At 43.6% G+C, this 26,260-nt stretch carries 31 protein-coding genes and 1 tRNA gene; 7 read left to right on the top strand and 25 right to left on the bottom strand.

The window, feature by feature from the left end; all coding sequences use genetic code 11:
- Positions 1-29: 29 nt before the first annotated feature.
- The 9 genes from J7W08_RS06535 to J7W08_RS06495 form a co-directional block, all read right to left on the bottom strand.
- Positions 30-1,742: a hypothetical protein gene (locus J7W08_RS06535; RefSeq protein ID WP_233083743.1), complete on the bottom strand. Its 1,713-nt coding sequence runs from the start codon at positions 1,740-1,742 to the stop codon at positions 30-32.
- 175 nt (positions 1,743-1,917) lie between these two features.
- Entirely contained in the window at positions 1,918-2,493 is a 576-nt protein-coding gene (locus tag J7W08_RS06530) for a flavodoxin family protein (protein WP_233083742.1), read from the bottom strand.
- Positions 2,494-2,623: 130 nt separating this feature from the next.
- Positions 2,624-2,965: a hypothetical protein gene (locus J7W08_RS06525; protein ID WP_233083741.1), complete on the bottom strand. Its 342-nt coding sequence runs from the start codon at positions 2,963-2,965 to the stop codon at positions 2,624-2,626.
- A gap of 442 nt (positions 2,966-3,407) precedes the next feature.
- Complete coding sequence (locus J7W08_RS06520) at positions 3,408-3,941, bottom strand: J domain-containing protein (protein ID WP_233083740.1); 534 nt, start codon at positions 3,939-3,941, stop codon at positions 3,408-3,410.
- Between the two features lie 138 nt (positions 3,942-4,079).
- The gene (locus tag J7W08_RS06515; protein WP_233083739.1) at positions 4,080-4,292 is read right to left on the bottom strand and encodes a hypothetical protein; all 213 of its coding nucleotides are present in this window, start codon (positions 4,290-4,292) and stop codon (positions 4,080-4,082) included.
- The gene (locus J7W08_RS06510; protein WP_233083738.1) at positions 4,282-4,461 is read right to left on the bottom strand and encodes a hypothetical protein; all 180 of its coding nucleotides are present in this window, start codon (positions 4,459-4,461) and stop codon (positions 4,282-4,284) included. Before J7W08_RS06510 ends, J7W08_RS06515 begins: the two co-directional genes overlap by 11 nt.
- 164 nt (positions 4,462-4,625) lie before the next feature.
- Positions 4,626-5,216 (bottom strand): GNAT family N-acetyltransferase, encoded by a 591-nt coding sequence (locus J7W08_RS06505; RefSeq protein WP_233083737.1) that lies wholly within the window; start codon positions 5,214-5,216, stop codon positions 4,626-4,628.
- Between the two features lie 168 nt (positions 5,217-5,384).
- Positions 5,385-5,472 (bottom strand) — tRNA-Leu (locus tag J7W08_RS06500).
- Positions 5,473-5,684: 212 nt separating this feature from the next.
- On the bottom strand, positions 5,685-5,879 hold the full coding sequence (locus J7W08_RS06495; protein ID WP_048194953.1) for a hypothetical protein: 195 nt from the start codon (positions 5,877-5,879) through the stop codon (positions 5,685-5,687).
- A gap of 65 nt (positions 5,880-5,944) precedes the next feature.
- On the opposite strand from J7W08_RS06495, the gene J7W08_RS06490 reads away from it, so the two are divergent.
- Positions 5,945-6,112, top strand: a complete 168-nt coding sequence (locus J7W08_RS06490) for a hypothetical protein (RefSeq protein ID WP_233083736.1) — start codon at positions 5,945-5,947, stop codon at positions 6,110-6,112.
- A gap of 154 nt (positions 6,113-6,266) precedes the next feature.
- Here the strand turns inward: J7W08_RS06490 and argF are convergent, their stop codons facing one another.
- The gene (gene argF / locus J7W08_RS06485) at positions 6,267-7,172 is read right to left on the bottom strand and encodes an ornithine carbamoyltransferase (protein WP_233083735.1); all 906 of its coding nucleotides are present in this window, start codon (positions 7,170-7,172) and stop codon (positions 6,267-6,269) included.
- A gap of 22 nt (positions 7,173-7,194) precedes the next feature.
- Positions 7,195-8,496 carry a phosphoribosylamine--glycine ligase gene (gene purD, locus J7W08_RS06480; protein WP_233083734.1) on the bottom strand — a complete coding sequence of 434 codons (1,302 nt, stop codon included), beginning with the start codon at positions 8,494-8,496 and terminating at the stop codon, positions 7,195-7,197.
- Between the two features lie 281 nt (positions 8,497-8,777).
- On the opposite strand from purD, the gene J7W08_RS06475 reads away from it, so the two are divergent.
- Complete coding sequence (locus J7W08_RS06475; RefSeq protein WP_233083733.1) at positions 8,778-9,182, top strand: hypothetical protein; 405 nt, start codon at positions 8,778-8,780, stop codon at positions 9,180-9,182.
- 80 nt (positions 9,183-9,262) lie between these two features.
- Here the strand turns inward: J7W08_RS06475 and J7W08_RS06470 are convergent, their stop codons facing one another.
- The 4 genes from J7W08_RS06470 to J7W08_RS06455 all read right to left on the bottom strand — a co-directional run bounded on the left by J7W08_RS06470 (position 9,263) and on the right by J7W08_RS06455 (position 12,565).
- On the bottom strand, positions 9,263-9,577 hold the full coding sequence (locus tag J7W08_RS06470; RefSeq protein WP_233083732.1) for a cupin domain-containing protein: 315 nt from the start codon (positions 9,575-9,577) through the stop codon (positions 9,263-9,265).
- Positions 9,578-9,604: 27 nt separating this feature from the next.
- Positions 9,605-11,224, bottom strand: coding sequence for a hydroxylamine reductase (gene hcp / locus J7W08_RS06465; RefSeq protein ID WP_233083731.1), 1,620 nt, complete (start codon positions 11,222-11,224; stop codon positions 9,605-9,607).
- A gap of 242 nt (positions 11,225-11,466) precedes the next feature.
- Positions 11,467-12,012: an orotate phosphoribosyltransferase gene (gene pyrE / locus J7W08_RS06460; protein WP_233085738.1), complete on the bottom strand. Its 546-nt coding sequence runs from the start codon at positions 12,010-12,012 to the stop codon at positions 11,467-11,469.
- Between the two features lie 25 nt (positions 12,013-12,037).
- Positions 12,038-12,565, bottom strand: coding sequence for a CDP-2,3-bis-(O-geranylgeranyl)-sn-glycerol synthase (locus J7W08_RS06455; protein ID WP_233083730.1), 528 nt, complete (start codon positions 12,563-12,565; stop codon positions 12,038-12,040).
- Between the two features lie 266 nt (positions 12,566-12,831).
- On the opposite strand from J7W08_RS06455, the gene J7W08_RS06450 reads away from it, so the two are divergent.
- The 4 genes from J7W08_RS06450 to ccsA all read left to right on the top strand — a co-directional run bounded on the left by J7W08_RS06450 (position 12,832) and on the right by ccsA (position 15,560).
- Positions 12,832-13,323 (top strand): rubrerythrin family protein, encoded by a 492-nt coding sequence (locus J7W08_RS06450; RefSeq protein WP_233083729.1) that lies wholly within the window; start codon positions 12,832-12,834, stop codon positions 13,321-13,323.
- Between the two features lie 186 nt (positions 13,324-13,509).
- The gene (locus J7W08_RS06445; protein ID WP_233083728.1) at positions 13,510-14,043 is read left to right on the top strand and encodes a cytochrome c-type biogenesis CcmF C-terminal domain-containing protein; all 534 of its coding nucleotides are present in this window, start codon (positions 13,510-13,512) and stop codon (positions 14,041-14,043) included.
- 18 nt (positions 14,044-14,061) lie between these two features.
- Positions 14,062-14,496 (top strand): hypothetical protein, encoded by a 435-nt coding sequence (locus J7W08_RS06440; RefSeq protein WP_233083727.1) that lies wholly within the window; start codon positions 14,062-14,064, stop codon positions 14,494-14,496.
- Positions 14,493-15,560, top strand: a complete 1,068-nt coding sequence (gene ccsA / locus J7W08_RS06435) for a cytochrome c biogenesis protein CcsA (protein ID WP_233083726.1) — start codon at positions 14,493-14,495, stop codon at positions 15,558-15,560. Before J7W08_RS06440 ends, ccsA begins: the two co-directional genes overlap by 4 nt.
- A gap of 58 nt (positions 15,561-15,618) precedes the next feature.
- Here the strand turns inward: ccsA and alaXM are convergent, their stop codons facing one another.
- The 10 genes from alaXM to J7W08_RS06385 form a co-directional block, all read right to left on the bottom strand.
- The gene (alaXM, locus tag J7W08_RS06430; protein WP_233083725.1) at positions 15,619-16,323 is read right to left on the bottom strand and encodes an alanyl-tRNA editing protein AlaXM; all 705 of its coding nucleotides are present in this window, start codon (positions 16,321-16,323) and stop codon (positions 15,619-15,621) included.
- Positions 16,324-16,384: 61 nt separating this feature from the next.
- Complete coding sequence (gene endA / locus J7W08_RS06425) at positions 16,385-17,440, bottom strand: tRNA-intron lyase (RefSeq protein WP_048194934.1); 1,056 nt, start codon at positions 17,438-17,440, stop codon at positions 16,385-16,387.
- Complete coding sequence (gene cfbB, locus J7W08_RS06420; protein ID WP_233083724.1) at positions 17,437-18,909, bottom strand: Ni-sirohydrochlorin a,c-diamide synthase; 1,473 nt, start codon at positions 18,907-18,909, stop codon at positions 17,437-17,439. Before cfbB ends, endA begins: the two co-directional genes overlap by 4 nt.
- A 14-nt stretch (positions 18,910-18,923) precedes the next feature.
- On the bottom strand, positions 18,924-19,718 hold the full coding sequence (gene cfbC / locus J7W08_RS06415) for a Ni-sirohydrochlorin a,c-diamide reductive cyclase ATP-dependent reductase subunit (RefSeq protein WP_048194930.1): 795 nt from the start codon (positions 19,716-19,718) through the stop codon (positions 18,924-18,926).
- Between the two features lie 15 nt (positions 19,719-19,733).
- Positions 19,734-20,849 (bottom strand): Ni-sirohydrochlorin a,c-diamide reductive cyclase catalytic subunit, encoded by a 1,116-nt coding sequence (gene cfbD / locus J7W08_RS06410; RefSeq protein WP_233083723.1) that lies wholly within the window; start codon positions 20,847-20,849, stop codon positions 19,734-19,736.
- A 29-nt stretch (positions 20,850-20,878) separates the two neighbouring features.
- Positions 20,879-22,273, bottom strand: coding sequence for a coenzyme F430 synthase (gene cfbE / locus J7W08_RS06405; protein ID WP_233083722.1), 1,395 nt, complete (start codon positions 22,271-22,273; stop codon positions 20,879-20,881).
- 18 nt (positions 22,274-22,291) lie between these two features.
- A complete protein-coding gene (cfbA, locus tag J7W08_RS06400; RefSeq protein ID WP_233083721.1) occupies positions 22,292-22,687 on the bottom strand; it encodes a sirohydrochlorin nickelochelatase in 396 nt (131 codons plus the stop codon).
- Between the two features lie 281 nt (positions 22,688-22,968).
- The gene (locus tag J7W08_RS06395) at positions 22,969-23,613 is read right to left on the bottom strand and encodes a DUF2150 family protein (RefSeq protein ID WP_310742482.1); all 645 of its coding nucleotides are present in this window, start codon (positions 23,611-23,613) and stop codon (positions 22,969-22,971) included.
- Positions 23,614-23,670: 57 nt separating this feature from the next.
- Positions 23,671-24,123, bottom strand: a complete 453-nt coding sequence (locus J7W08_RS06390) for a UPF0179 family protein (RefSeq protein WP_233083720.1) — start codon at positions 24,121-24,123, stop codon at positions 23,671-23,673.
- A gap of 117 nt (positions 24,124-24,240) precedes the next feature.
- Complete coding sequence (locus J7W08_RS06385) at positions 24,241-25,314, bottom strand: NAD(P)-dependent glycerol-1-phosphate dehydrogenase (protein ID WP_233083719.1); 1,074 nt, start codon at positions 25,312-25,314, stop codon at positions 24,241-24,243.
- 92 nt (positions 25,315-25,406) lie between these two features.
- Between J7W08_RS06385 and J7W08_RS06380 the strand changes: the two genes are divergently transcribed.
- Positions 25,407-26,258 carry a DUF63 family protein gene (locus tag J7W08_RS06380; RefSeq protein WP_233083718.1) on the top strand — a complete coding sequence of 284 codons (852 nt, stop codon included), beginning with the start codon at positions 25,407-25,409 and terminating at the stop codon, positions 26,256-26,258.
- Positions 26,259-26,260: the final 2 nt, after the last annotated feature.

Here is a 26,260-nt window from a genome sequence, read left to right as displayed (position 1 = left end):
AACCACCCGGCATTAATCCACAAAAAGTCTTAGAACCCAAGTGCCATACGGATCAGCACTATCAGTCCAACTAAAAGGTTGAGCACGACCAGTCCGCCAATGACCATGACACCCAGCTTGATCTTTCTGGTATCCATATCCAGGAATGACAGAGCATTCTGGACGGAATCCATTGTGTCATTTGCTTTTGAAAGGGTCTCTTGGGACTCTGTCAGGTTCGCGTTCAGGTTGTCAAGGAGCTGATCTATGCGTGGTTGCTCTTCTGTCCTGACATTTTCCAGCACTCCGTGAAGTTCGTCCAGCGTCTTCGGGATTATTCCGGGCTCTTCCACCCACTTGTTTGCCAGTAGTTCATATTTCCTCTCAAGCTTCAGGGACTGCCTGTAGTAGAAGGTCTTTTGAGCCTTTAGGAGGTCGTAATTTCTCTGGTATCCATCGAATTTTGTGCTAAGGGATGCAGATATCCTAGCACCGTGTGGCTGCATGGTGAGCATTGAGTATTTAGGAGATTTCGCAACAGCCATGTTGAATTTATGCATGTTCTCCATTGTGGCTTTTGCTGCCTCGGGAGTGTAAGTGGCTGCTGCTGAACGCATTTCACGTTCTTCTACGGCCATGTCTCTTGAAATTTCCCTGTCAATGTCTGTTCCGGAGGTTCTCTCTGCTCTTCTGATGAAATGATTGTCAGTTATCCTTTCATGCCTGATCGCTGTACCTGCTCTTTCAATGTCGGATCGGTGTGGTTCTTCCTCTTCGATGAGTTCCTCGTCACTTATTCTTTCGTGCCTGATATCCGTACCTGCACTTCTAATATCGTTTCGATCTTCTTCCCTGACAATATCATCCTTGTATGGCTTTTCTGCTACTATGTCTCCGAGGTTTCCTACATGAGTCCCTTCATGTACAATATCTCCTGCATGGATGTGTGCTCCGGCGATACCAATGGACCCCATGTTTATATCGAACTTCTTCTCCGGGAACTGCTCGATGACATTTGAAAGCTGGGCAGTGACCGTGTCCTTTCTGGTGATCAGGCCTTGATAATACTGCTTGTCCTTCTGGAGCATTTCCAGATGGGCCTGTATGCTGGGGCTGAGTTCTGTGATCGCAACCGGAACCTTCTTTTTCGTAATAAAAAGTTTTTTGACTTCCTGAAGCACTTCCTCGCTGACCTCCAGGTTGTCATCAAGGGAATCCAGTATGTCCTCGATCATTGGCTGTTCAATGGTATTGAAGCGCTCAAGTGCTTCTTTGGCATTATAAATACTGTTGGCAAGGACGCCCGGTTCCTGATAGAATATGTCATGGATCTCTTTCCTGACAGTTGCAAGTCTTGCCATTATCTGGAACTTCTTAATGACATTCTGCATATCACTGATCATGTCCCAGAAATCAAAGCTGAAATCGTTTGTGTCTTCGACTCCCATTTCGGTAAGCTTGTTCACAAGACGTGTCTCTTCCTGTCGAAGTGCACTCAGCCTGTCCTTTTCTTCATCCCAGAGATCATCTTCATCCCTTGGGGTCATTCTTTTTATTGTCAGCAGCTCTTCTGCTTCTTTAAGTGTTGATTCCAGCTGTTCTCCCACAGCTTCAATTGTTGAACCAATGACCGCGATTGCCAGTCCTGCTTGTTCTGCTGCATCTCCGGCAGACTCTGCAGCATTACCTGCCTGGTAAGCAGCTTTTCCAAGAGTATATAATCCGCCTGTACAAACACCTGCAACGACATCAAACCATCCCATAATATTTTCCTCCTGCTTTATTCCCTGTCAAAAGAATATATGCTACACATTTTTATATATTTGACAACATATAAACATGATGACTGTATGTATAAATTTCAATATATTACTTAAAAAAGACGATGGGAAAACATTCCCCATGATGCCATAAAAAGAACATCTGTTTTGTAGACTTTCAATCTCTTATCTTTTCCATTAGCCATGACATGTTCTTACCAAGAGTCTCCATGGTCTGAACTCCTTCTTCGTCTGACTCCACATCTCCCGGTGTGAGGCCTATTCCTACATTCCAGTAGCTAGAACCCGGGATTATCATTTCAGATATCGTGAAGAAATGGTTGATAGAATCAAAAGCATGGAGTGCGCCTGCTCTTCTTACAGCCACGACCGCTGCTCCGACCTTACGTTTGAAAAGCTCTCCGTTTGCTTTACCAACAAATCCGGCTCTTTCGATCAGTGCTTTTGTTTCTGCACTCAGGTCTGCAAAATATGTGGGGCTTGCAATTATTATACCATCGGCTTCGATCATCTTTTCAATACACTCATTGACAATGTCATTCTCAATGACACAACGCTTGTCCTTTTTATCAAAACATTTCATGCAGGCGGTACAGCCACGAACAGCATTACCACCAATCTGTACCATTTCAGTTTCAATTCCTTCTTTTTCAAGTTCTTCCAGTACATGTCCGACAAGGTGTGATGTGTTCCCTTCTTTTCTGGGACTTCCGTTGAATGCTACAACTTTCATTATATTCCTCCGGTTTTCTGAAATAGATCGAATTAGTAGTATGATACGAACAATATCAATGCTAAATAGGGATAAATTAAAAAAAGAAAGAGTAAGTGGCTTTAATGCCGATCTACTATCAGTGGATAATTTAATTTTTAGCCTTCCTCATGCTTTTCATCTTGTCAAGCTCAGATTCAAGTTCCTTGATCTTCATTTCCTGGATCTTATCTGAAAGGCTTTCCAGTTCCTGATCAGCCATTTTGATCGTACAGTGTAGCTTTTCAATGATGTTCTTTTCCAGATTAATCTTCTGCTTTTTTGTTTCACTCACAAGGTCTTCAACGAGCATCTTTCCTTCTTCTTTGCTCATTGTGCCTTCTTCGATCTTTTCTTTGACTAATTCCTTGATCTTCTCTTCAGATAGTGCTGCCAGTCCTGCACCTATCAAAGCTGTTGCTCCTAACAGACCCATTTTCTTCATCTTGTCCATTTATCTTCACTCCCATTGTTATCTATGAAATATTCAGATCTTAATTAGTACCTTATTGAAGCTGCTTGTCCAGTTTGCTTGCAGGGTGCAATAGGCCGGTAATAGCAAATGTGCTGGTCATTACCTTTCTGATAGGTTGCGATTTCTGTATCATGTCCATTCGTCAATATTTCAGCATAGATCTCAGTATGAATTTCAGCATAAAGATTAACGTCAATACTGTATTGATCCAGAAAATCTGCAATACCCCGAATTGCATTTCCCCGCTAAAAAAAATGTGTGTGATTTAATATATAATTATTGGAAGATATCAAGGCCGAGCTTTTGAGAAAGAAGGGCATTGATCTACTTTATATCCGTTGAAGTGGCAAGATTGGAGATAGCCGCATAATTAAACAATAATAATTGAAACATTTGTGAATAATTTGAAGTTGAAGAGATCTTATGTCAATTCTCTCTTCAGTATCTTGTGTGCAATATTTAGCTTCTTGAATTTCTCAGTGTCCCCAGTCGGCATATCCGGGTGCAATTCTTTTGCCATCAACTTGTATTTTTTATTAATGATCTCAAAATCGGTTTCATCATGGTCACAATCAAAAAATTCTCGTGCCTCTATCCGCTTATTATAAACATCGGAATCTTCTTTAAATTCTAATATAAAATCAGAAAGTGTTTTTTCTTCAGAAAGGACCCGATTTACTTCGATCTCAATGACCCTGGATAGAATATGAAGATTTTCTACATATTTATTTTGCAGGTTATGACTGTAATGCATCCGATGGTCTGATAGATACCAGGTTGCAGAAGCTTTAGCTTTTTTCATCGCAAGACGTTCGAGAGGAATATCAATATCATTTTCGTTAATGCCGATCTTTCTTAAAACAGTAATAATATTATTCTTAAATTGCATAGCTCTTCGATTGCCAGCACTCTTTATTATGATGGTATCGATCTCGTGTCCTTTTATTTTTACCATTTAATTCACTCATTTTCGTTTTTGAAGAATCCACTAGTACTATCCACCTTTATATAATCATATGCATATTCCGGATCTTGAAAACGGTAAAAAGGTACACCTATGGAGCAACGGCTTCATCGAGAGTATTTTCTTTAGTCATTCCACACGAGTAGGCTGGATGTAAAGGACAAGATCTTGTTCTATCATGCGATCTTCTGAAGGGCTTCTTCTCAGAAGTTCATTGATACTGAAACTGGTGGGCTCAAGGAGTGCTCTCATTATTTCAGGCCATTGAGCAAGAAATAATGCAATATGTGAAAACTCCTGGGCATAATTTCGATGGTGGGCTTTGTATCCCTTAATTTCCATCAACTATGTTCTCTGCAACTGAAGATTTACAGGAACCGGCCGAGCAACTGTAGAGACCCTTGGACATGGAATGTTCCCCACTAACAAAAATAGCATTAAAGACCCTTTCTGCAAGCTTTCCTGCGACAACCGTAAACGAAGGGGGATTTAGACCAGTTACACGACTCATTGTATTATCACCTGTAACTATAAGTTATTCCTAATGCTATATAAAACAATTGCATTTAATTACTAATAGTAATATCGGTTTTTTGCTGGTTTTGGCATGTCCCTGAAGTATTGTCTTTGGCTCGGCTTGATCTCAGGATACTTTTGATTCCATGTTACTCACGATCATTTGTATTTGGCTTTCAATGCTTCCATTCTCTCTTTGGAAACATCTTCTTTCAATAAACCAAAAAGGAGTCTGTCATACCATTTACCCTTATGCGACCAGTATTTTCTTTGTCTTCCTTCCGACTGAAAACCTGATCTTCTCATTGTTTTTTCAGAGGCAACGTTCCCTTCTGTACAATCTCCTGTAATCCTGAATGCATCTAGTACATTTAATGCATAATATACCAGAAACTCACAGGCAGCACTTCCATACCCTTTCCTCCATTGGATATCGTCAATCTGGTATCCAATGAGGTAATTCCCATTGGTGAACTCTATCGGGAACAAGGCACATTGACCTATGAAATTACCAGTATCCTTTTCCCTGATCGTGAAGACATTGATGTGCGGTATCTTGTCTTCTTTTAAAGATTCCTCTATTGAGTTGATAAGTGGTGAAAAATAGGAAATTGTATCTTCTTCTGTATTTGGTCCGAAGAACATGTACTTGCACACACTTTCTTTTGAAAGCATTTCTGCTATCTCTTTTAGGTCTGCTTCATTACAATAGTTAAAGATAATATTGTTTCTGCTCCACTCTAGCTTCATTTGTGACCTTCCATAGAAAAAAAATCATTCAATACTCTAGCCACTATTTTTAGAACATCAATTTTTATATCTTTTTTTATCAGCTTGTTCCAAAAAAGCAGAAAGATCTCTTGGATAGGTAAAACATCTGACAAATATACTATTGGCAATAAAACAGCTTAAAAGAATTGGTGCGAGAGAAGGGATTCGAACCCTTGTACTCCTACGAGACTAGGCTCTGAACCTAGCGCCTTTGGCCTGGCTGGGCAACCCTCGCAACGTGGTTAGCCAATAGTAGTGTTTTTCATTATTAAGCGTTGTGGTTATGGAAACCTGTTGGCTTGATTTGATTGCCTGCAATCAGTAATAGAATGTAGAACAACTGTTCTTTTCTTTATGATTTCTAGAAATAGAGTTTTTTTTAAAGAATTAGACCTTTGATATTGAGAAAAAAAGAAAAAGAGGGAGTGTAGGGTGTTACGTCCACTTTTAGTCTGTTTCAAGAGCTACAAGAGAAAGACCCAATTTCTTTTCCAGTTCTTTTACTTCTTTGACACCTTCGTCATCGAGTTCTGCATACTTGATATCTTCATCAGAGAAAGCGATAAGTGTTATACCAAGTTTTCCTTCTGCAGCACTAATTGCATCCATATTTTCTTTACTTAATTTTGAGAATGTCCACATCTTGATCACCAATATACATATATGAGCAACATTGATAATATGTATTTTCCTCGATTTAGGATGTTATGAAATTTGTTGGTCTATATCAGGTAGATTATAAATTATTTATTATTGTATTGAAAAAAGATCCGGGGGGAGTTTTCAAAAGAGCTTTGGAGGTTGTCTTGAATACCCCGGTCTTCAAAAGAGTCAATAAAGGAGTCGATCAAGAGAAGAAGAAACAGGACTCTTGATCTAATTTATAGATTGTTGTCATTCATATATAGTATAATCCACTTTTAATCGGCGACTGATGCGTAAAATTGAATAAGGTCTCAAAATGGACAACGGCTTTAAAATTGGACGAAGCCTTCTCAATGGAAGAAAAAATAAAATGTGGATGGCATATTATGCCATCAGTTTCAGTATAAGAGCCTTCTGTGCGTGCAGGCGGTTCTCTGCCTGGTCAAATACCACGGAATGAGGTCCTTCCATGACCTCTGCTGAGATCTCCTCGCCTCTGTGTGCAGGCAGGCAATGCATTACGATCACATTGTGTTTTGAGAGACCGACCAGTTCGGAATTGATCTGATAGTCTGCAAGGTCGCTGAGCCTTTTATCCCTTTCTTCCTCATCACCCATGGAAACCCACACATCGGTATACAATACATCTGCATCCCTTGCGGCTTCCTGCGGATCGTTCGTGACGTTGATATTTCCACCAAGTTCTCTTCCCTTTGCTACGATGTCTGCATTTGGCTCGTAGCCTTCAGGACATGCAACAGCGATCTCCATGCCAACGAGAGCACAGCCGAGAATAAGTGAATTACATACGTTGTTACCGTCACCGATCCATGCGAACTTCAATCCTTTAAGGCTGTTCTTGTATTCACGGATGGTCAGGAAATCCGCCAGTATCTGGCATGGGTGTTCAAGGTCGGAAAGTGCGTTAATGACCGGTACCTGTGAATGAGCAGCAAGATCCTCGACGGTCTTGTGGCTGTTCACCCTTGCAGTGATCCCTGCAACATAGCGGGAAAGCACCTGGGCAGTATCTGAAACGGTTTCGCCGCGTCCGATCTGTATATCCCTTGAATTAAGGTAAATGGAGTGTCCTCCAAGGTCGCTCATTGCAACTTCGAATGATACTCTTGTCCTTGTGGATGACTTTTCGAATATCATCGCAAGGCTTTTGTTCTTAAGCAGGTCTGTGACCTTTCCGCGTACCCTCTTCTCCTTGAGGTCTTCTGCCATATCAAGGATCTCGATGATCTCATCGGATGTCAGGTCGGTCATTGATAGTAAATGTTTCATGTTATCAACTCAGTTTCGAGAGTTAACCACGGATTTCTTCCATGTGGTCTATTCTTCTCTGGATAAGCTCAGGCTTTCCAATATCACTTCTGAAATGAAGGTCTCCAATAATGTTCTCAAGTGCATTCTGTGCGATCTTCTCAGCTTTGTCGATGGTGTCTTCGATACCCACGACAGCTACAGCTCTGGAGCCGGTGGTGTAAACTTTTCCATCCTTTTCATATACGCTTGAATAGAATAATATCGCATCACCGATATCGCCAACGATAACTTCCTTGTCCTTTGTTGGCTCATCAGGATATCCTGCAGGTACTGCATACTTGCAAACTGTTGCCTTGTGAGCGAATTTCACATCCAGCTCATCAAGTGTTCCATTGGCAACTGCAGACATGACATCAACCATGTCGGTATCGAGCAGTGGAAGCACGTTCATTGCTTCAGGGTCACCAAATCTGGCATTGAACTCGATTACCTTTGGTCCGTCCTTTGTAAGGATGAACTGGCCGTAAAGGATTCCCTTGAATGGTGTGCCTGTTGCTTCATGAAGGGCTTTCACGGTTGCCTTCATGATCTCCCTTGCAGGCTCGATATCATCGACGTTCATGAAAGGAAGAAGCTCATCAGCGCTGGAATAGGATCCCATTCCACCGGTGTTTGGTCCGAGGTCGTTCTCAAAGGCACGTTTGTGGTCCTGCACACATGGTGTGAATGCAAGGTTCTTTCCGTCAACAAATGCCTGTAATGTGAACTCCTCGCCTATCAGGTTCTCTTCCACAACGACATTGTCACCATCGAGCAATGACTTTGAATATTCAAAAGCAGCCTTTGTGTCAGGTAACTGGTCGCCCATGACCTTGACACCCTTGCCGCCTGTAAGTCCTGCTGGCTTGATAGCAACGTTGCCCAATTCCTCAATGTATTCCTCAAGTCCTTCTTCACTGGAGAATACCTTGAATGCAGGACAGCCATCGATGTTGTTATCCCTCATAAAATTGCGTGCCCATGCCTTGTCGAACTCGATGCGTGCGACATCCTTTCTGGGTCCGACCGCTCCGATCCCTGCATTCTCAAGGGCATCGGCAAGACCGGCTGCAAGAGGTGCTTCCGGTCCGATAAAAGCGACTTCGATGTTCTTTGATATTGCGTACTCGACTACCTTTTCCACTTCTGTCTCTTTAACTAAAAGGACATCTTCGCACAAGCTGGCAATTCCCGGATTCTTCTTTGCCATAACTGAGAACATAGTGGGATTGCGTTCACTTCTTGCAACAGCATCTGCGATAGCATTTTCTCTGCCGCCGCCACCAACGATTAGAACATTCATCTGTATAACCTCATTTGATCAAAAAATGTATTGATATTAATAATAAATTTATTTTATTATATTATTGAAAAATAATGTTGATCTGTTTATTTAGATATGTTAAGGGAGCTAGTTTTCTTTGTATTAAATAAATAGTTTCCGACATGGTTTCGTACTAAACAATGAAATCTTATATTTTTTAGATTTGATTCCTGTGCAATTCTAAAAAACCGACCGTTTCTTTATATATTTTTATACTTTGACATACAATTACTTTCTATTGATTATGGAGTGATGATAAAATGATTTCCCGCAAAACATTGGTGATCTTTATTCTGCTTTTTTTAGTTGTCATATCATTCCCTTTCTGGTTCACCTTTTTTATTGCCGGTTCTCCAACTCCTTTGTTCTCAGTTTCTAATTATGATAATGTTTCACATACAGTAGCTGTTGAGATCATCGGCCCTGACAATACTTCTATCTTTAATGATTCAAGGAATCTGGATCCGGATGAACACTGGTCACATCCAAAGCCACTGTATATGGTACCCCGTTCAGTTTTTGCATGGGCTGAGGACAGATACACGGTGTATGCTACATTGGATAATAATGTCACTAAAAACATGACGATAAATTATCATCTTTGGAACGATCCGAGTATCGAGATATATGATGGCACTCTAAGCATAGGCGAGATCACGGTCTGATAATAAACAGGTAAAAAAGAAGAAAAAGTGGTTGCAGGAAGCATCCTTGTTGTGGATGCAACCTCTTTACTGTAGTTCGTTCACTCTTTCAGTTTCACAACGAGGAATCGGAAAAGGCTGTCACTTTCATTCCTCAGCAAGTGAGGGATGGCTTTTGGACTTTCGATAAGCATGTCCTTTGAAACAGTTTCTTCCTCATCGCCGATCACAACAATGCCGGTTCCTTCGAGTACATAGAAGAACACGTTCATTGGTGTCTTGTGTAACTTCAGTGACTCTCCGGGTTTAAGCTCAAGGTGTACGACCTGTACCTGATCGGTATCAAAGAGTCCTTTAGCAAGTACGTTGTGGGGGTTCTCTTTCTCAGGTGCTTTCTCTAGATCTATAATTTTCATAATTTCCTCGTCTCCATTGATGAATGTTTATTTTAAGAGTCTCTCCATGTCCTCTTCTACGGTGGTGTTGGGTGATATGTTGAACTCATCCACTAGCACCTTGAGAACATTAGGTGAGACAAATGCAGGTAGTTTTGGGCCAAGGACAATATCCTGTATTCCCATCCTCAGGAGGGCAAGCAACACAAGGACCGCCTTTTGTTCGTACCATGCGATATTGTACGAGATCGGTGCTTCGTTAACATCTATAAATCCAAGTCTGGCCATAAGCCCCTGTGCAATGATGACCAGTGAAAATGAATCATTACACTGTCCTGCATCCAGTACCCTTGGAATGCCGTCAATGTCTCCAAGGTTAAGCTTATTGTATCGATATTTTGCACATCCGGCGGTAAGTATGACCGTATCCTTTGGTAGTGCTTCTGCAAAGTCAGTGTAGTACTGCCTGTCCTTGTGGCGACCGTCACATCCTGCCATGACAATGAACTTCTTTATCTTGCCTGCTTTGACGGCATCAACGATCTTGTCTGCATTAGACAATACGGAATTGTAAGCAAAGCCGCCCATGATGGTACCTTCTTCCAGTTGTACCGGAGGTTCACAGGTCTTTGCCTGTTCGATTATCGCTGAAAAATCCTTCTTACCGTCTTCAGCCACGAGGTGTTTGACACCATCAAAACCAACAGAACCGGTAGTGTATATTCTGTCAATGTAGGTCTTCTTTGGAGGGACTATACAGTTACTTGTCAGCAGTATAGGTCCGTTGAAGCTCTCGAACTCCTGCTTCTGGTGCCACCATGAGCCTCCATAGTTTCCGACAAGGTGTTCGTATTTCTTAAATTCAGGATATGAGTTTGCAGGCAGCATCTCGCCGTGAGTATAGACATCGACGCCTGTTCCCTCGGTTTGATCCAATAGTTGTTTCAGGTCATTCAGATCATGTCCGCTGATGAGAATTCCCGGCTTGTCTCTTGTTCCGATATTGACCTCTGTAGGTTCCGGATTTCCGAATGCATTGGTGTTTGCCGTGTCAAGTGCCGCCATTGCATCAAACCCTTTTTCTCCGCATCTCAGGACAAGTGAGACGAGGTTCTTATCGGTCAGGCTGTCATCCATAGTTGCCAAAAGCCCCTCTTCTATGAATGAATTAACTTTTTTATTGGTCTGCTCAAGCATCATCGCATGATGTGCATATGCTGCAATTCCTTTGATACCAAAGATCAACAGTTCTCTTAATGATCGGATATCTTCGTTCTCTGTTGCAAGTATGCCGGTATCCCTGTCCTTGAGGTTTTCCGGGCTTAATGTTGCGATCTCGGGAAGATCGCTCTCATCAAGTGCATTGTTATCCAGAAGTTTCTGTCTGATCTCAGCCTGAAGCTCGAATCCTCTGTCAATGCGGTCCTGAATTCCGGTCGCCCTGAAATCGGTATTCGTTATGGTGGAGAACAGCGCATCGAGCATGAAATCATCAGTGCTCTCTTCAGATATCTTTGCCTTTCTTGCTTTCTGGTTGTAGAATGCAACACTCTTAAGCACATAGATAAGATCGTCCTGAAGGTCAGAGACCTCACCTTTTTTACCGCACATGCCGTTCTTTGTGCAGCCTTCTCCGTTCATTGTTTCTTCACACTGGTAACAGAACATTTTATCACCTTGATTTTTGTAGGTCGGTAGGTACGTATGTAGTGATGCTCATTAACTCAAAATTGTGGTCGGTGCCGATATATTTGAGATACTGATATTTATAGAGGTAGTTTCCACTTTGATACTTCAAAATGAATACTTCTAAGCCCACTCCTCTATAGGCTATGTGGATTAAGGTATTTATAATGTAAGTAAAAAAAGTTCGTTGCAGCAGCACAACTTTACTGCTGCATTATATCGTTTTAATTGCCAGCAAGCAGGTCACTTGCACGCACAAGAGGGATTAGCTCAACATCAATCTCATTGAGGTTCTCTGTTGCACCATCTTCACGGTCCACTACAGTGATCACTTTGTCAATGATGCATCCGGCTTCACGTACAGCACCAATTGCCTCAAGAACGGAACCGCCGCTGGTGGTCACGTCTTCTAGCAGGATGATCCTGTCGCCTTCTGTAACATCTCCTACGAACCTGCCGCCGGTACCATACTCTTTGGCAGATTTACGTATTAGCAGGAGTGGCATATTTGTCTCAAGGGATACGGCTGTGGCGATTGGAACGCCTCCCAGTGCAACACCTCCGACGATATCGATGTCCATTGCCTTGATCAGTGAAGCTGCCTGTTTTGCAATGATCTTCAATGTGCCGGGGTCGGAACTGGCCTTTTTGATGTCGATATAATATTTGCTCTTCTTTCCTGATGCAAGGGTAAAGTCTCCGAACTTAACAGCCCCACAGGCTTTGAGTGCATCTATAAGCTCTTCTTTGTCATTTGATGATGTTGTCATTGTGATCCTTTCCTTTTTCTGGTATTTACCATGGTTCTTTCTTGACACCCATAAAATATCCTATAACATTCGTCACAAGGTGAAGCAGGGGTGTGATGATCAGTATAACCAATATGATCGTGAATGTGAACTGTTCGGAGAACCAGTATGGGGATGCAAGGTAGGCAAATAACAATGCTCCCATGACGAAATCAAGCTGGTCTACAACAGGTAGCGGAGCTCCACGTTTTAATCCCATACGGCGCTTGAAGAAGCTCATGAACATATCTCCGAAAAGGGAGCCAAAAGCAAGCGCGAATACAACGATGGTCGAGTTCAGTCCACCTGTTCCGAATGTTGGTAGTTGTGCTCCCAATATTACAGGATAGCTTTCGATCAGTCGCATCTGTAATAGTCCTGCAAGAGTACCGCATATAAGGCCTGCAAAGAAACCGCGGAAGGTCTTTCCATCTCCAAGGATGCGCCTGCCATCAGACATTGTTTTTCCTCCGTCGATAGGCCTGCCGCCTCCAAAGACAGCTGCAAAAGGATTCGGAAGATATGCAGGAAGCATTAACCATATTGCAAGAACAATTAGCTCGATCGTGTTATCAACTCATTATATTTTGCTCTAATCTGCTTCATTGATATATAAAACCAACTATAATATCCACTTTTATTTCTTCTCGATCTACTTTTATTCCTCTCTTTTCTCTTTCCTCTCTTCTTCCCTTTACTTTCCCTCACTCATCTACTCTTCTTTACATTCTTCCTTCCATTAATCATATATTTGATATGTGCACAGTTATCTTTCAATATAGTAAAAAAAGGAGTAATCTCATGAGTACCATCGAAAATCTGAAAGAAGCGTTTGCCGGTGAATCAATGGCAAACAGGAAGTACCTTGCTTTTGCAAAAATGGCTGATAAAGAAGGCTTCACGAAGATCGCCAAACTGTTCAGGGCTGCAGCTGCTGCAGAAACAGTACATGCTCACAATCATCTGAGGGTTCTGGGCGATGTAAAGAGCACTGAGGAAAATCTTCAGGAAGCAATAGCTGGTGAGACTATGGAATTCAGCGAAATGTATCCTGCCTTTATTGAGGAAGCAGAGAAAGAAGGCAACAAGAAAGCTGTCCGTAGCTTTGATCTGGCGAATCAGGTCGAGAAGGTCCATGCTGAGCTATATCAGAAAGCACTGGACAATATGGATGACAACGAAGATACTGATTACTATGTCTGTGAGGTCTGCGGATATACCGTAGAAGGTGAAGCACCTGAAAGGTGTCCGATCTGCGGAGCTGTACATTCAAAGTTCAGTAAAGTGGATTAAAGAACATGCATTTTCTATGAGGCGGGGTCATACCGCCTTTCAACATTTCTTTTTCAGAGATCAGCATGTTATCAATATTCTATCAGCCCCCTATCAAAATATCATCACGATTTTATCATTATTGATCCTGTTTTTTTAATGTCAGTACCGATACATATTTGAACAGACGTAACGATTGTGAATTTCATGAAAAAAAGCAAAGACCTCGTAAACAGCAGTAATATAATGCTGGCAGCGGTATTGACCATGCTGCTCCTTGCTGCTCTTATAACTGTGGGCATGTTAACACCACTGATAGTCAGGCTGACCACAGGCGTCGAGATGGGCATGAGTGCTGAATATTTTAACAACAGGAGTGCTCTTCCCACAGCAGCGTTGGTAGTACTGCTTACGATGGGCTTGCTTTATGGTTATTTCGATGCGAAGAGAACTTTGTTCGTTGGTGGTTTCACAGTTGCAATCTCCATAGCATTTGCTTTTCTATCTCCTTTCGGAAACCTTCCTCTTGATGTTGCCGTGCCTGTGGTAAGCATGGCTCTGGTCGCTACATTTTATAAGATATATATGTCTCTCCAGAGTGACTCACGTGCAATGAAACTGCGAGGTGTCAGTGCACATGTTATCCATCTTGGGATAATTCTGATACTCATAGGGATCGTTGCCAGCAGCAATTTGAAGGTAGATGGTTCTGCTGTGGTTTCCATGGATTCTGCCGGCTAGTTCGAAGGGCAGAACTATATGATATCGGTTACCGGAATGGATTCCGCTTTCGAAGGCTCACAGTATAAGCAGTATCCGGGTTCTTCCTATGCAACCTATGTGGATTTCGATGTTTACAAAAAAGGCGCTTATTTTGATAGCGGACAGATCAAATATATCACTGATTTCAAATGGGGCCAGACGTACACAAGCACCTATGTGGATCGTGGCGTATTCGAGGAACTTTTCATCGCCCCCAAAGCGGTAAACGAGACCAGTGGTGAGGTCAGCATATATGTGAGGACCGTGCCATTCATCACATTCATCTGGGGTGGCCTCTTCCTGATGCTCGCAGGCATAGCTGTTCTTGGACTTATCGATTATTCAGTTGATGGAAAGGCCACAACTTCTGTGGCTAAGATAAAAGGAAAAAGAAACAAGGGTTCAGAACGCCCTAAGGGGGGTAAGAAATGAACTTTGGAATGATCCTCATATGGATTGCCTTTATTCTTGGTGCCGGCTCGGCGATATATTCAGTCATCCACCTGCGTACAAATAGTGCTCATGCCGGTTCACTTTCCAGAAAGCTTGAAATTGGATGTGCATCCGCCATCACACTCGCTATCCTGATGCTTACCTACTATCTGCTAACGGTATCAGCATCCTACGTTTATGTTTACATGCATTCAAGTATCGACCTTGAATTTGTCTATCGTCTTTCCGCATTGTGGGCAGGCCAGGAAGGTTCATTCCTGCTTTGGACATGGTTCACCCTGCTGATGCTTCTGGCAATGCAGTATACAGGCCACACAAAAGAGCTGTCAGACACCAGGCTAATGAACATCACACGTGCAATATGTCTGTGCATCGTTACAGTCTTCCTGATGTTGCTGGTATTGAAGAATCCGTTCTCCATGTATTATGGGGGCGTAGGTGCATACGTTGACATTTCCAACTGGAACCCATTTGTCTCAGCATACCCGCTTGTGGACGGGCAGGGTATGAACCCGCTTCTGAGAAATCCATGGATGGCAGTCCATCCTCCTGTGTTGTTCCTTGGCTATGCAGCTTTCACCATTCCATTTGCCGCTGCTCTTGCTACGTTGCTCATCGACGATGAGAAATGGGTAAAGATATCACGTGACTGGATGCGTCTGGCATGGCTTTTCCTTACAGCAGGTATTGGACTTGGCGGTTTCTGGGCATATGAGGTCCTCGGATGGGGTGCATGGTACTGGACATGGGACCCTGTTGAGACATCGTCACTGATTCCCTGGATAACAGCGACTGCTTATCTGCATTCTCAGACAAGGGTCAAGCACGGGGAATACAGGTTCCTTGCTCCGATGCTCGCAGTTGCATCTTTCATACTGGTCATATTCGCAACATTCGTTACCCGCAGTGGGATGTGGGTCTCGGTGCATTCGTGGCAGGACTTTACTCTCGAAGGTATGGTTATTGCGATCTTCCTGCTGGTACTGCTTGGTTCAAGTCTTGTGCTGCTTGTGAGAAGGTACTTCGAGGAAAACGAGTCTTAATGTCAATACGATCGGGAATGTAAATTTAAAAAAGAAATAAGGTCGCTTAAAAATAAGATCAGGTGAATCTGAAGTAGATTCGCCTGTTGTTCTTTCCTTTATTCTCTGCCTTGAAGATCTCTATATGCGGGATCTCTCCCGTATTTTTCACGTGTGTTCCTCCACATGCCTGGTCATCAACATCAGGAATTCTGATCACGCGTATCTCTTCTATCTCCGGAGGGAATGCGTCCTTGAGCTTAACAACTGAGGGGATAGTAAGTGCTTCCTCTCTCGGAAGGATGTCTATCTTCACATCAATTGCTCTGTCGATGACCTCATTGACCTTTGCTTCGTATGAACCGATCTGCTCTCTGTCAAAGTTCTCCAAGTTGAAGTCCACTCGTGTCTTCTCCTCTGCGATCTGGTTTCCTGAGATCTTTGCACCGGTCTCATTGTGAATGATGGCGCTGAGGATATGGGATGCGGTATGGTAGTTCATGAAAAGGGTGCGCCTGTCCCAGTCGATGACTCCCTTTACTTTATCTCCTTCTTTGAGTCCTGGCTCACTGACCTCGTGGCTGATCTGACCATCGAACTTCCCGACGAAAACGACATTGTATTCCTTTCCATCGCTGATTAGAACTCCGGCATCATTCGGTTGACCTCCGGATTTTGGATAGAATGCAGTTGTGTCAAGGGTCACGAATTTATCATCCTTCACACTCGCCACAGTTGCTTCGAATTCCCTGATGTAACAGTCTTTCAGATAAAGTACTTCCATGCTAAATAATTCAAAGAGGTAGTTAATAAATGTTATTTTGGAAAAGTGATCCTGGGTAGGATCACATCTTCACTCTTCCAATATCGATGTAGTCAATGCCTTCATCGGTAGGGATCGCATACAGCATGCTTTTCCTGACACTGTTGGCAAGGCGTACAGCTCTTGACATTACAGGAAGTCTGAACTCATGGTCTGAAGGAATTGAATGTACCAGATATTCCGAGTGAGGTATCTTTGCAGGGGATTCAACCTGTGCATAAACACGGAAATGGCTACCGAACTTGAATCCTGTTTTTGGAACAACTCCCTTCTCACGAAGGTCGGTGTACACACTGTTCTTCAGGAGAAACTCCGGCTCGATCTTCGAAGCGATCTCTGTGAATGACTCGCTATCCAGTTCCGTATCCTGACGGTCTGTGATATTGATCACGCCGTTCTCCATCAGGTAGCGTGATTCCACAAGTGAAAGCTGGAGTCTTTGTTTATCAAGCGGCTTGCCGTAGAAACCATTTTCAAAGAGTGTTGTGGATGCATCCTCGTCCCATACAATGACCCTGTCCTCGAGGAACGTGGCATCTGTATTGATGTCCGGGTAAAGTGTATCTCCCATTCCTCCTTTTATTCTTGGTCTCTTTACCTCATAGAAGGTGATGTCACTCTCTTCATCCACTATTGCGAGTATCATCTGCTTGCGGACATTTTCAGCTGCGTTCAGTGATCGGAGTAGGTCCTTGAGTGGCATTGGCACCCTTTCAGACCTGACATAGACGAACTGTTTTGCAGCGCCTTTTCCGGGATGGCTTCCACGTGGGTAGACTCGGAAATCAGTAACTCCGGGCTGGACGTAGAATCCTCTTTCCCTTATGTCCTTGTAAACAATGTACTTTAGCTCGAATGCTGGCTGCAGGGTTGAAGCCTTTTTGAAAAATCCGGCAAAATCAAGCACTTTGCCATCATTCTCAACTTCGATCTTCCCGCGGTATGCAAGATATGCAGCTTCAATAAGTGTAAGTTCCAGCCCGTTGTCCTTGGGCCTGCCGTAGTATCCTGTATTGTAAAGTTCGTTTATTGCCTTTTTCTCTACAAGTACACGGTCTTTGATTATCTCTGCTCTCAAGCTTTTTCACTCCTGTATTTTGCTGCTGAGTCCACAAAAGATGTGGCAAATTCCCTGTATGATGATGCTTCCAGATGGGCATATGCTCCAAATGTATTATTTTTGATAAGGCCATCCCATCCGTCCTTGATCCCGGTTCCGCGTGAAAGCTTTATCGCGAACTTTGCATCGGATGGCAGCTCAGTTACCTCTGAATGGTGGAACTCATGGCCGATGAAAGAATTTCCGCACTTGCCGATGATCGTATCCACATCAAGTGCTCCGATATTGTAGCTGACCACACGTTTGTGGCCCATAAGTGAATGTCCTGGTAGTGCTCCCACCATTTCATGTGTGGACTCAGGCATTTCTGCCATGTGGTATGTTCCCTTGCCCTTGACGCCGGTGGTAATACGTTCTGTAAGATACATCAGACCACCGCACTCCCCGTATATTGGGAGTCCGTTCTCGGATGCCTGTTTGATATCCTGTCTCATGCTCTCGTTGGCTTCCAGCTCGGAAGCGAAAAGTTCGGGATATCCGCCTCCAAGATACAGGGCATCGATATCAGGCAGGTGCTTATCATGAATGGGGCTGAAATACTCGATCCTGGCTCCTGCAAGTTCCAGGAGTTCAATATTATTGTGATAGTAGAAATTGAATGCCTCATCAAGTGCAATTCCGACTATGGGAGCTTCACCTTTAAGTTTGCGTGATGTGAACACGGTACTTTCCGGTTTTTCCACAGCCTCAGCCTGTCTTGCAAGCTCAAGCACTTTATCAATGTCTATGCCTTCAGATACCCTCTTCTCAATGGCAGCGATACGCTCATCAAGATCATTTATCCGTCGCCTCTCCTCAATGGCCGGAACAAGTCCCAGATGACGCATGGATATCTGCATTGCATTGTCCCTTGGGATTATTCCCAGCACAGGGAGGCCTGTGAAGTGTTCCACAGCTTCCTTTGCTTTGCTGGCATGCCTCATGCCGCCGATGTTGTTCAGTATCACACCAACGATGTTGACGTCAGGGTCGAAGTTCTTGTAGCCGTTCACAAGGGCGGCTGCAGAACGTGTGATACTGCGGGCATTGATTATCAGTATGACCGGGCACTTTAGCATCTTGGCTATCTGGGCAGTGCTTCCCGTATCTCCAAGGCTTTCCAGTCCTTCGAAAAGTCCTCTCACACCTTCGATAACAGCAATATCGGCTTTCCCGTCGAACTCACAGGCATGTGTGAATACGTCAAGGACCCCTTCCTCTTCCATGAGGTAGCCGTCAAGGTTGCGTGCCCTTCGACCTGTGATCTCCGAGTGGTAGCTGGGATCAATATAGTCAAGGGCAACCTTGAATGGTTGTACACTATAGCCTCTGGAAGTAAGGGCTGCAAGCAGTCCTGCTGTGATGGTGGTCTTGCCTGAAGATGACCTGTCGGCTGCCAGTAGGATCCTTGGTATGTCCATCTTTCTGTCCGCTGTTTCTGTTGGCATGAGATGTTCTCTTTTTACTTCGTAAGTTCTCGTAGGCGATCATCGTCAAGGGCTTCAGGCATGACCGAGCTGTCCCTTTCCATGATGGTCCTTGCGAGTTTGCGATAGACCTGTGCTACATTGGAATCAGGTGCTTTTTCCATTACCGAGAAACCATCTCTCTCACAGTCCTGCACGATCTGCTCCTTTGGAATGAATGCCATAAGCTCGCTTCCGATCTCTGCTGCGAACTTTGTGACGATCTCCTCTTCACGGCTGACACTGCGGGAGTTGCAGATGATACCGCTAAGTGGGGTGTTGATCTTTGCAAGTCCCCTGCAGATATTGTTCGCTGCATAGAGTGGCATGTATTCGCCGGATGTCAGGACGTAGGCTTCCTTCACAAGTCCTTTGCGTATAGGTGCGACAAAGCCGCCACATACGATATCTCCGGGGACGTCATAGATTATGAGGTCCATTTCGTTAAGTGATCTTGATATCTTTTTAAGTGTCTGTATGGCAACGATAATACCGCGTCCGGCACATCCGATACCTGGTTCAGGACCGCCGACCTCGACACATTGTACGCCTTTATAGCCTTTGAAGACAACATCTTCTTCTTTCACATCGACCCCGTCACGCAGAAGGTCAAGAATGGTTGGGATGCGTTTGCCTCCCAGCAATGTGATGGATGAGTCGCTCTTTGGGTCACAGCCGATGATCATTACCTTGTATCCTTCATCTGCACAGGCAGCTGCAACGTTGGATGCGGTGCTGGACTTACCGATACCGCCTTTTCCATAGATGGCTATTCTTTTATGTACGTTCATCTGTGAATGCTCCGTTTAAAGTGATTCTTTTGCAACTTCCCTTAATGTGGCTCCAAACTCTGACTCGACGATATGATTGACACCAAGTGTCTTTGGATGCAGGTCGATCTCCACGAGCACATGTTCATGTCCAAGTTCCTTGAGAGGAAGTACCTGCCTTGGTCCGTTGGTGACGGAAATGATCTCCATGCCGGCGAGGTGGTCCATTGGTATGGCGTGTGGGACTCCGCTGATTACAGCAAAGTCATAGTCGCTGTACTTCTCTTCTATTAGTTTGTCGATGGTAGCCCCTGCTACTGGATACTCGTCCAGCCCGCCAATGATCTCATGGACATTCAGACCCTTTTCCTCAAAGTCCTTCATGATGCATTCTGCATGGTGGCGTACCCTTGGAAGTCCAAGACCAACATCGGTGTTGGACATATTGATTATATTGTCAGCTTTGCCAAGTTTTTCAGCGACCTCGTTCACAGCAAGTGTGATATCTGCGAACATGTATCCTGTCTCTTTCTTGGCGTTCATGATGGTGATCCCGCGCTTTCCTTCCTTAAGCAGCTCGATGATCCTCTGTGCAACTTTGTACTTCACATCTCCGCGGGATGGTGCAAGGTATTCCTTACTTGCAGCACCGTGGCGAAGTTCTACATTGGTTGCTTCTTCCAGAAGATGCTGTTGTCTGCTGAATTCTTCCCTGTCGATGATTCCTGCATCAAGGGCAGATTCCAGTGCGAAGAGCACACCTTTGGTGTTGTTCCTGTATCCTGCATGAACTTCCACTTCAATGACTGGTACATCAAGATTTGCTTCCATCACAGGCTCGCGCATTTCCTCGCCTATGATCATGCTTGCACAGGTTCCCACAACGCCTATGAGCTTGGGGTGGAACATGTCATTTACCTTGTGGAGTATGTTGACAAGTGCATCGTGTCCTCCGAAAACGAAACCGCTTTCATCAAGGGCCGTTGTTACAACATGTATGCCGTCCTCTTCCAGCAGTCTTGCATGCTTGAAAGAGCATCCTGGTGGGCCGTGAAGTATTGCAACGTCAACGTTCAGGTCCCTCAAAGTATACAATGCGGCCACGATGGAGCTTGGTCGTGGGTGTATGATCGAAATATTCTTGTTGTCCATGACAGTTCCTCATTTTTCATTGATTCGTTTTATCTGAAACATTTAACACATAATATAATTATATCGCCAAAACTGGTATATTGCAAAGCTGTGGATAGCCCGTCCTCAAATGATCCTGCATAATATGCGTCATCATATTTTATATCAAGCATTCGGGTTCCTACCAATACAACTCTGTCCAGAGATTTTCCGTTTTTCAGTAAGAAGTCAGATACATCTTCAGGTGGAAGGCCTTCACACACCTGTTCAGCTTCTTCTCCCAGAACCATGACAATGTTTCTATCGTTATTATCTGAGGGGATACCGGAAGCATAATCAAGAGCTCTTTTTACAGATCGGATATCCATGCCTGAATTTGAATTGTCTATCAATATCCTGTCTTCAAGTTCTCCTTTTACCATTCTTCCTGTAAGGCCTCTGAAATTCCGGAATGTATCAATGATATCGTTTTTCTCAATTCCCATTGAAAGTGATATGGCAGCAGCAGCGCATAGTGCAGTTGTATATGCAGAGATGTCGAATCCATCCTCCATGATCGCTTCTATTGTTCGATCCGTTGTGGAAATGACAACACTATTGCCCTTTATCTCAAGATTCACATCTGCATTTATCTTATTAGCATCACTGGGTCGTTTTTCATCACTAAATGTGATCACTTTAAGATCCTTATCTGCAGCTCTTTGGAGTGCTTTTTCAGCGCTGAGGTTGATGGCTGCAAGGCTTCCATCCTTTGCGTTGTTCAGCATTTGTAGTTTGGCATCGCTTGCAAGGCCAGTATTATTTGCGATTCCATAATCCTGTTCAAGGGATGTTATAACACCAATATCAGCACATCCTGTGCCGCCTATGGATGTCTCAAAGATGAACACTTCCGGTTTTATCTTCGCCTCTTCTATTTTCCCGATGGCAGAAAGAATGCTCCCGGGAGCTATGCTTAGGCCTTTGTGAATGATGGTTGCAACACCGTCGTTCCAGTGTTCCAGTCCTCTTGATGTGTGGAGCACAACATCCATACTTCGTGAAAGGATGTCTGCAAGGATCGAAGCTGTACTGGTCTTGGCTTTTGTACCGGTAAGCTCGATGACCTTTGAACCCGACAGCCTGCCGCTTTCCAGAATAAGCTTTCCTACCATCGTATGATGGGTGACGACATTGTTCCCTTTTTCCTTTGCACTTTTCAGTACATGGTATTCGGGATTTAGGTGCACAGGTGCAACTACTATTTCTGCAGGATTAAGTTCAAAAGTTTCATTTGAAGAAAGAACAGGGAATATCTGCTGCAGGTCAGAAATTGTTGATCTTTCCAGTGTGTCGTAGACATCAATGGCACGAACATTGTATCCAAGTCGCACCATTTCTTTTGCAATTGGTATGCCGGCGTGCGTCAGGTCGAGCACGACAGCATCCCTCTGACCTGCAGTCATATTCTGTGAGTTTATTATTTACAGTACTTCTGCTGCTCTTTCGAACACAAGTTCTGCAAGGAGTTCGTGGTGACCCAGTGGTTTACCATAGACGACAGGAACTTCCTTTCCATCTACTGTAAATTTACCCTCGCTTGTCTCAGGGTCAAGCTTGAGGATCTCAGGGATATCTTCTGTGATATGTACGCCGGAGGCAAGGAATACTGGAACTGCTGCGATCTTTGTAACACCTGTGCCTTCAAAAGATGCGAGTCCTTCTTCTACGGATGGACCGCAGTTCTCCATGAAGCCTGTTTTGATAACATATTCTGGGTGTTTTTTTGCAATGGTGTCTGCGATCTCTGTAACAACTTCCTTGTTGTAAGGCAGTCTGCTTCCGTGTCCAATAGCCAAGATTCCGATCTTTTCGCTCATTTTTATTACCTCTGATATTTTAATTTTGATGTTAACGGTGTTCATACGTTTGTACACCATTTGTGTTACTCCATAGATAATTTAATTACATAAAAACAATTCGGATTCCATCCGTTGGCCATCTGGGTGACTGGCTTAGTAATGATCGATCTACTTATCGATTATTGTCCAACTGTTAAACTGAACGAAAAATAACTATGCAATAATAAGTAAACAACGATAAAAGAAACAACCAACAGAATGATCACTTAAAAAACATGAAAAATAAAAGATTAAAAAGATCAGGCGTCGTCGTATTCGCCATCATCTTCTTTATAGCTGTCAGACCCTATCATTGCGGCTTCGATAGAATCAATGCCATCGAGCCATTCTGCAACAAGTCCGTATGGGAGTTCTTCCATTGAAGATTCAGGAAGTTTTTTGCCGTCAAGCACAAGTGCTCCTACCTGGGCTACGCAGAAAATTGCAGAATCAATCTCTTCTGCTTCTTCTGATTCAACTGCTGCGTTGATAAGTTCGCCGATATCTGTTTCCTTGTCGAAGTCTTTGCTAATGTAACATTCAAATCCAGCAAAACTTCCCATGAGTGATGTCTGAAGGGATTCGATCATTAGGTCAATATCTTCGGATATTGGTTCGACCTCTGTCAGTGCTATCTCCTTGATATCATCAAGAATTGCCATGGCGTCTTCTGCAGGAAGTGCATTGCTCTCATACTTTGCAATTACCTTGAGGCATGCGAGAATGACATCATCTGTCATATTCACAAAAACAGCCCCTTCCTTTTCAGAGCTTTCTTCTTCCTTAAATTCGAACCCGCTTTCCTTTACCTGTTTAAGCCAGTTGTTCCAGCGGTCGGTTGTATAAAATTCATGTTCGATCTTTTCATGAGATTCTGGCATCTTGATACCTCGTTTTATTGTCATTTTTAGGTTTATTTAGGACATGTTTCCAGTATTCATATAAAAGACATTCGAACCGTTTCAGAGCAGTAGTTCTACTTTTTTAAGTGAACCTGGTTGTTCTGATTCGATATCCACATTCTCCATCACTTTGTTGATGGTGCATTTGTCCCCATTACGGAGGCCTTTTGGATGACAGAGGTCATATGTCTCAGAATCCAGTTCACCATCGCAATTAGGAACCTGATATCGGATAGTTGCGCCTTTGATCGCCTTTTTGGAATCAATCGCTGCAATTATAGGTGCTTTGATAACGTCTACTACCAATGCGCCGGTATCATGGACAAAGCACTCATGAGTGGTCTGGTTCCTGACCTTGACTATCCTGTACTTTCTTCCTTTTTCAAGACCCATGCATGTGTTCTTCAACTTGCACTGTTCGCATTCGGGTGCTTCACCTTCGAAAAAGAACTCTTCGCCTTCCTTTGCAAGCCTGGTTCCAATGAGTGTTATAGCGGTATCCATGTCCTCCATCTAATCACCTTGTGTATTATGAAACTGTAATAATGTATGTAAGTATTTATTGTAAGTATTGTGTCCCCATGTTCCGATAATATTGCTTATCCTATCTGCTCTGCTTTTTGTAGCTTTTTAGGATATTACTTTTGTTTTCCTCGCAACTATCTCGGCAGCATCAGGTGTCAGGCCTGTGGCAAGTATTGTATATCTTTCGGGACGGATGGTATGTGAGAGTACAAGTGCTTCTAATATATACTTATCTTCAATTCCCATCTCCTCTGCTGTTACCGGAGCGTTTATGATCTTGAGTGCATCGCGTATCCTCTTCCAGTCACCGCCATGCAGGTACATCATCATTATTGTTCCAACACCGCACTGTTCACCGTGAAGTGCCGGTATGGGTGCTACCTTATTAAGTGCATGACTGAACATGTGCTCGGATCCTGATGCCGGTCTTGATGAGCCTGCAATGCTCATTGCAACACCACTTGATACAAGTGCCTTGACCACCATACGCACAGAACTTTCCAGTTCCGGTTTTATAGTATCTGCAGAATCGATCAGTATTTGTGCTGTCATGCTTGAAAGCGCTGCAGCATATTCGCTGAATGGCACATTCTGCAGGCGATTTGCAAGTTGCCAGTCCAGAACTGCAGTACAGTTGGAAATTATATCTCCACAGCCGGATGCAAGCAGCCGGTAAGGTGCATTTGCAATGATCTCGGTATCAGCTACTACTGCCATGGGTGCATTTGCCTGGATGGATGCTGTTTTTGTACCATCTTTTATGGACGCTCTGGATGAGACTATACCATCATGTGATGCAGCTGTTGGCACACTTATGAATGGTACTTCGATCTCGGTTGCTGCAAGCTTTGCAACATCTATGGATTTCCCGCTGCCGACCCCAAGCAGGTATTCCACGTCTGAATCGACCGCCTGTCTTCTTACCCTGTCAACCTCTTTCATGGAAGCAGCTTCAGAAACGATCATTTCCACGTTCTGGCCACTGTCAACCAGTGAATCATGGACAATGTCGCCAGCTATCTTCCTTGTGCTCTTACCTGTGACTATCAATGCATTGTCAACAAGTTTGAGATCTGCGCAGACATTCTTAACATCATCGATGACGCCATGTCCGACCACGACATCTCTTGGGAGTTGCATCCATTTCTTCTGTGCGTTCATATCCTGCGTCACGTCCATATGTGTATGGTTTTTCTGATATTCCTGAAACCATATATTAATAAGTATTAGTGTTATTAGGTTGTTCCTATAACTCTGTCAAGTGATAATCAATGTGTCCGTTCGTAGATAAAATTTTGCAATTTGTTAATGAGTACTATCTCGATCCTATTTTCCAGGATAGTGGATATAATCCTGTAAATACTCTCACATGGGCACTGATCCTTGGTATCTGTGTATTTGCAGTGGCAAAAATGCTCGACAAGTGGAATGTTAAGGTGGATGAAAGATTTGTTTTCTCTATTATTCCCTTTGTGCTGGCAGGTTCTTCCCTGAGAGTTATGGAGGATGCCGGTATCTTTGACCCTCCTCTTAGTTATCTGTTCATAACCCCTAACATCTATTTTGTGGTGTTCGTTGGTACTGTAATATGCCTTCTTTTCTCAAGATGGCTTTATTCATCAGGCAAGGTCACTGACTGGAACCGGTCCTTTGCATTACTGGGACTTGGCTGGTTCGTACTGAACATAATAGCTCTTCTTGTTGTGGAAGATATAGAGCGTCCGTTCAGTCTTATTGCGATTGTTTCCTCAGGAACACTATTTGCAGGTGCTATCTATTTCCTGCTGGAAAAGGTCGGCTGGCCTTACATAAATGACCATCTCAATCTGATGATCATCTGGGCACATCTGCTTGATGCATCCTCAACCTTTATTGGAGTTGATACCCTTGGTTATTATGAAAAACATGTTGTACCTGCCTATCTTATTGATCTGACAGGCACTGCTCTGGTGATGTATCCTCTGAAACTGGCTATATTCCTGCCTGTGATATATCTCCTGGATACCCAGTTCACTGCAGATGAAGAGTCAAGGAATCTTAGGACATTTGTAAAGATGGTGATCATAATACTGGGTCTGTCCCCTGCATGCAGGAACACTATCCGTATGACTCTTGGAATATGATG

Origin of the sequence: Methanococcoides orientis (assembly GCF_021184045.1) — an archaeon.
Classification (GTDB): domain Archaea; phylum Halobacteriota; class Methanosarcinia; order Methanosarcinales; family Methanosarcinaceae; genus Methanococcoides; species Methanococcoides orientis.
Note: the sequence above shows the minus strand (reverse complement) of the source record. Positions and strands in the feature narration are given on the sequence as shown.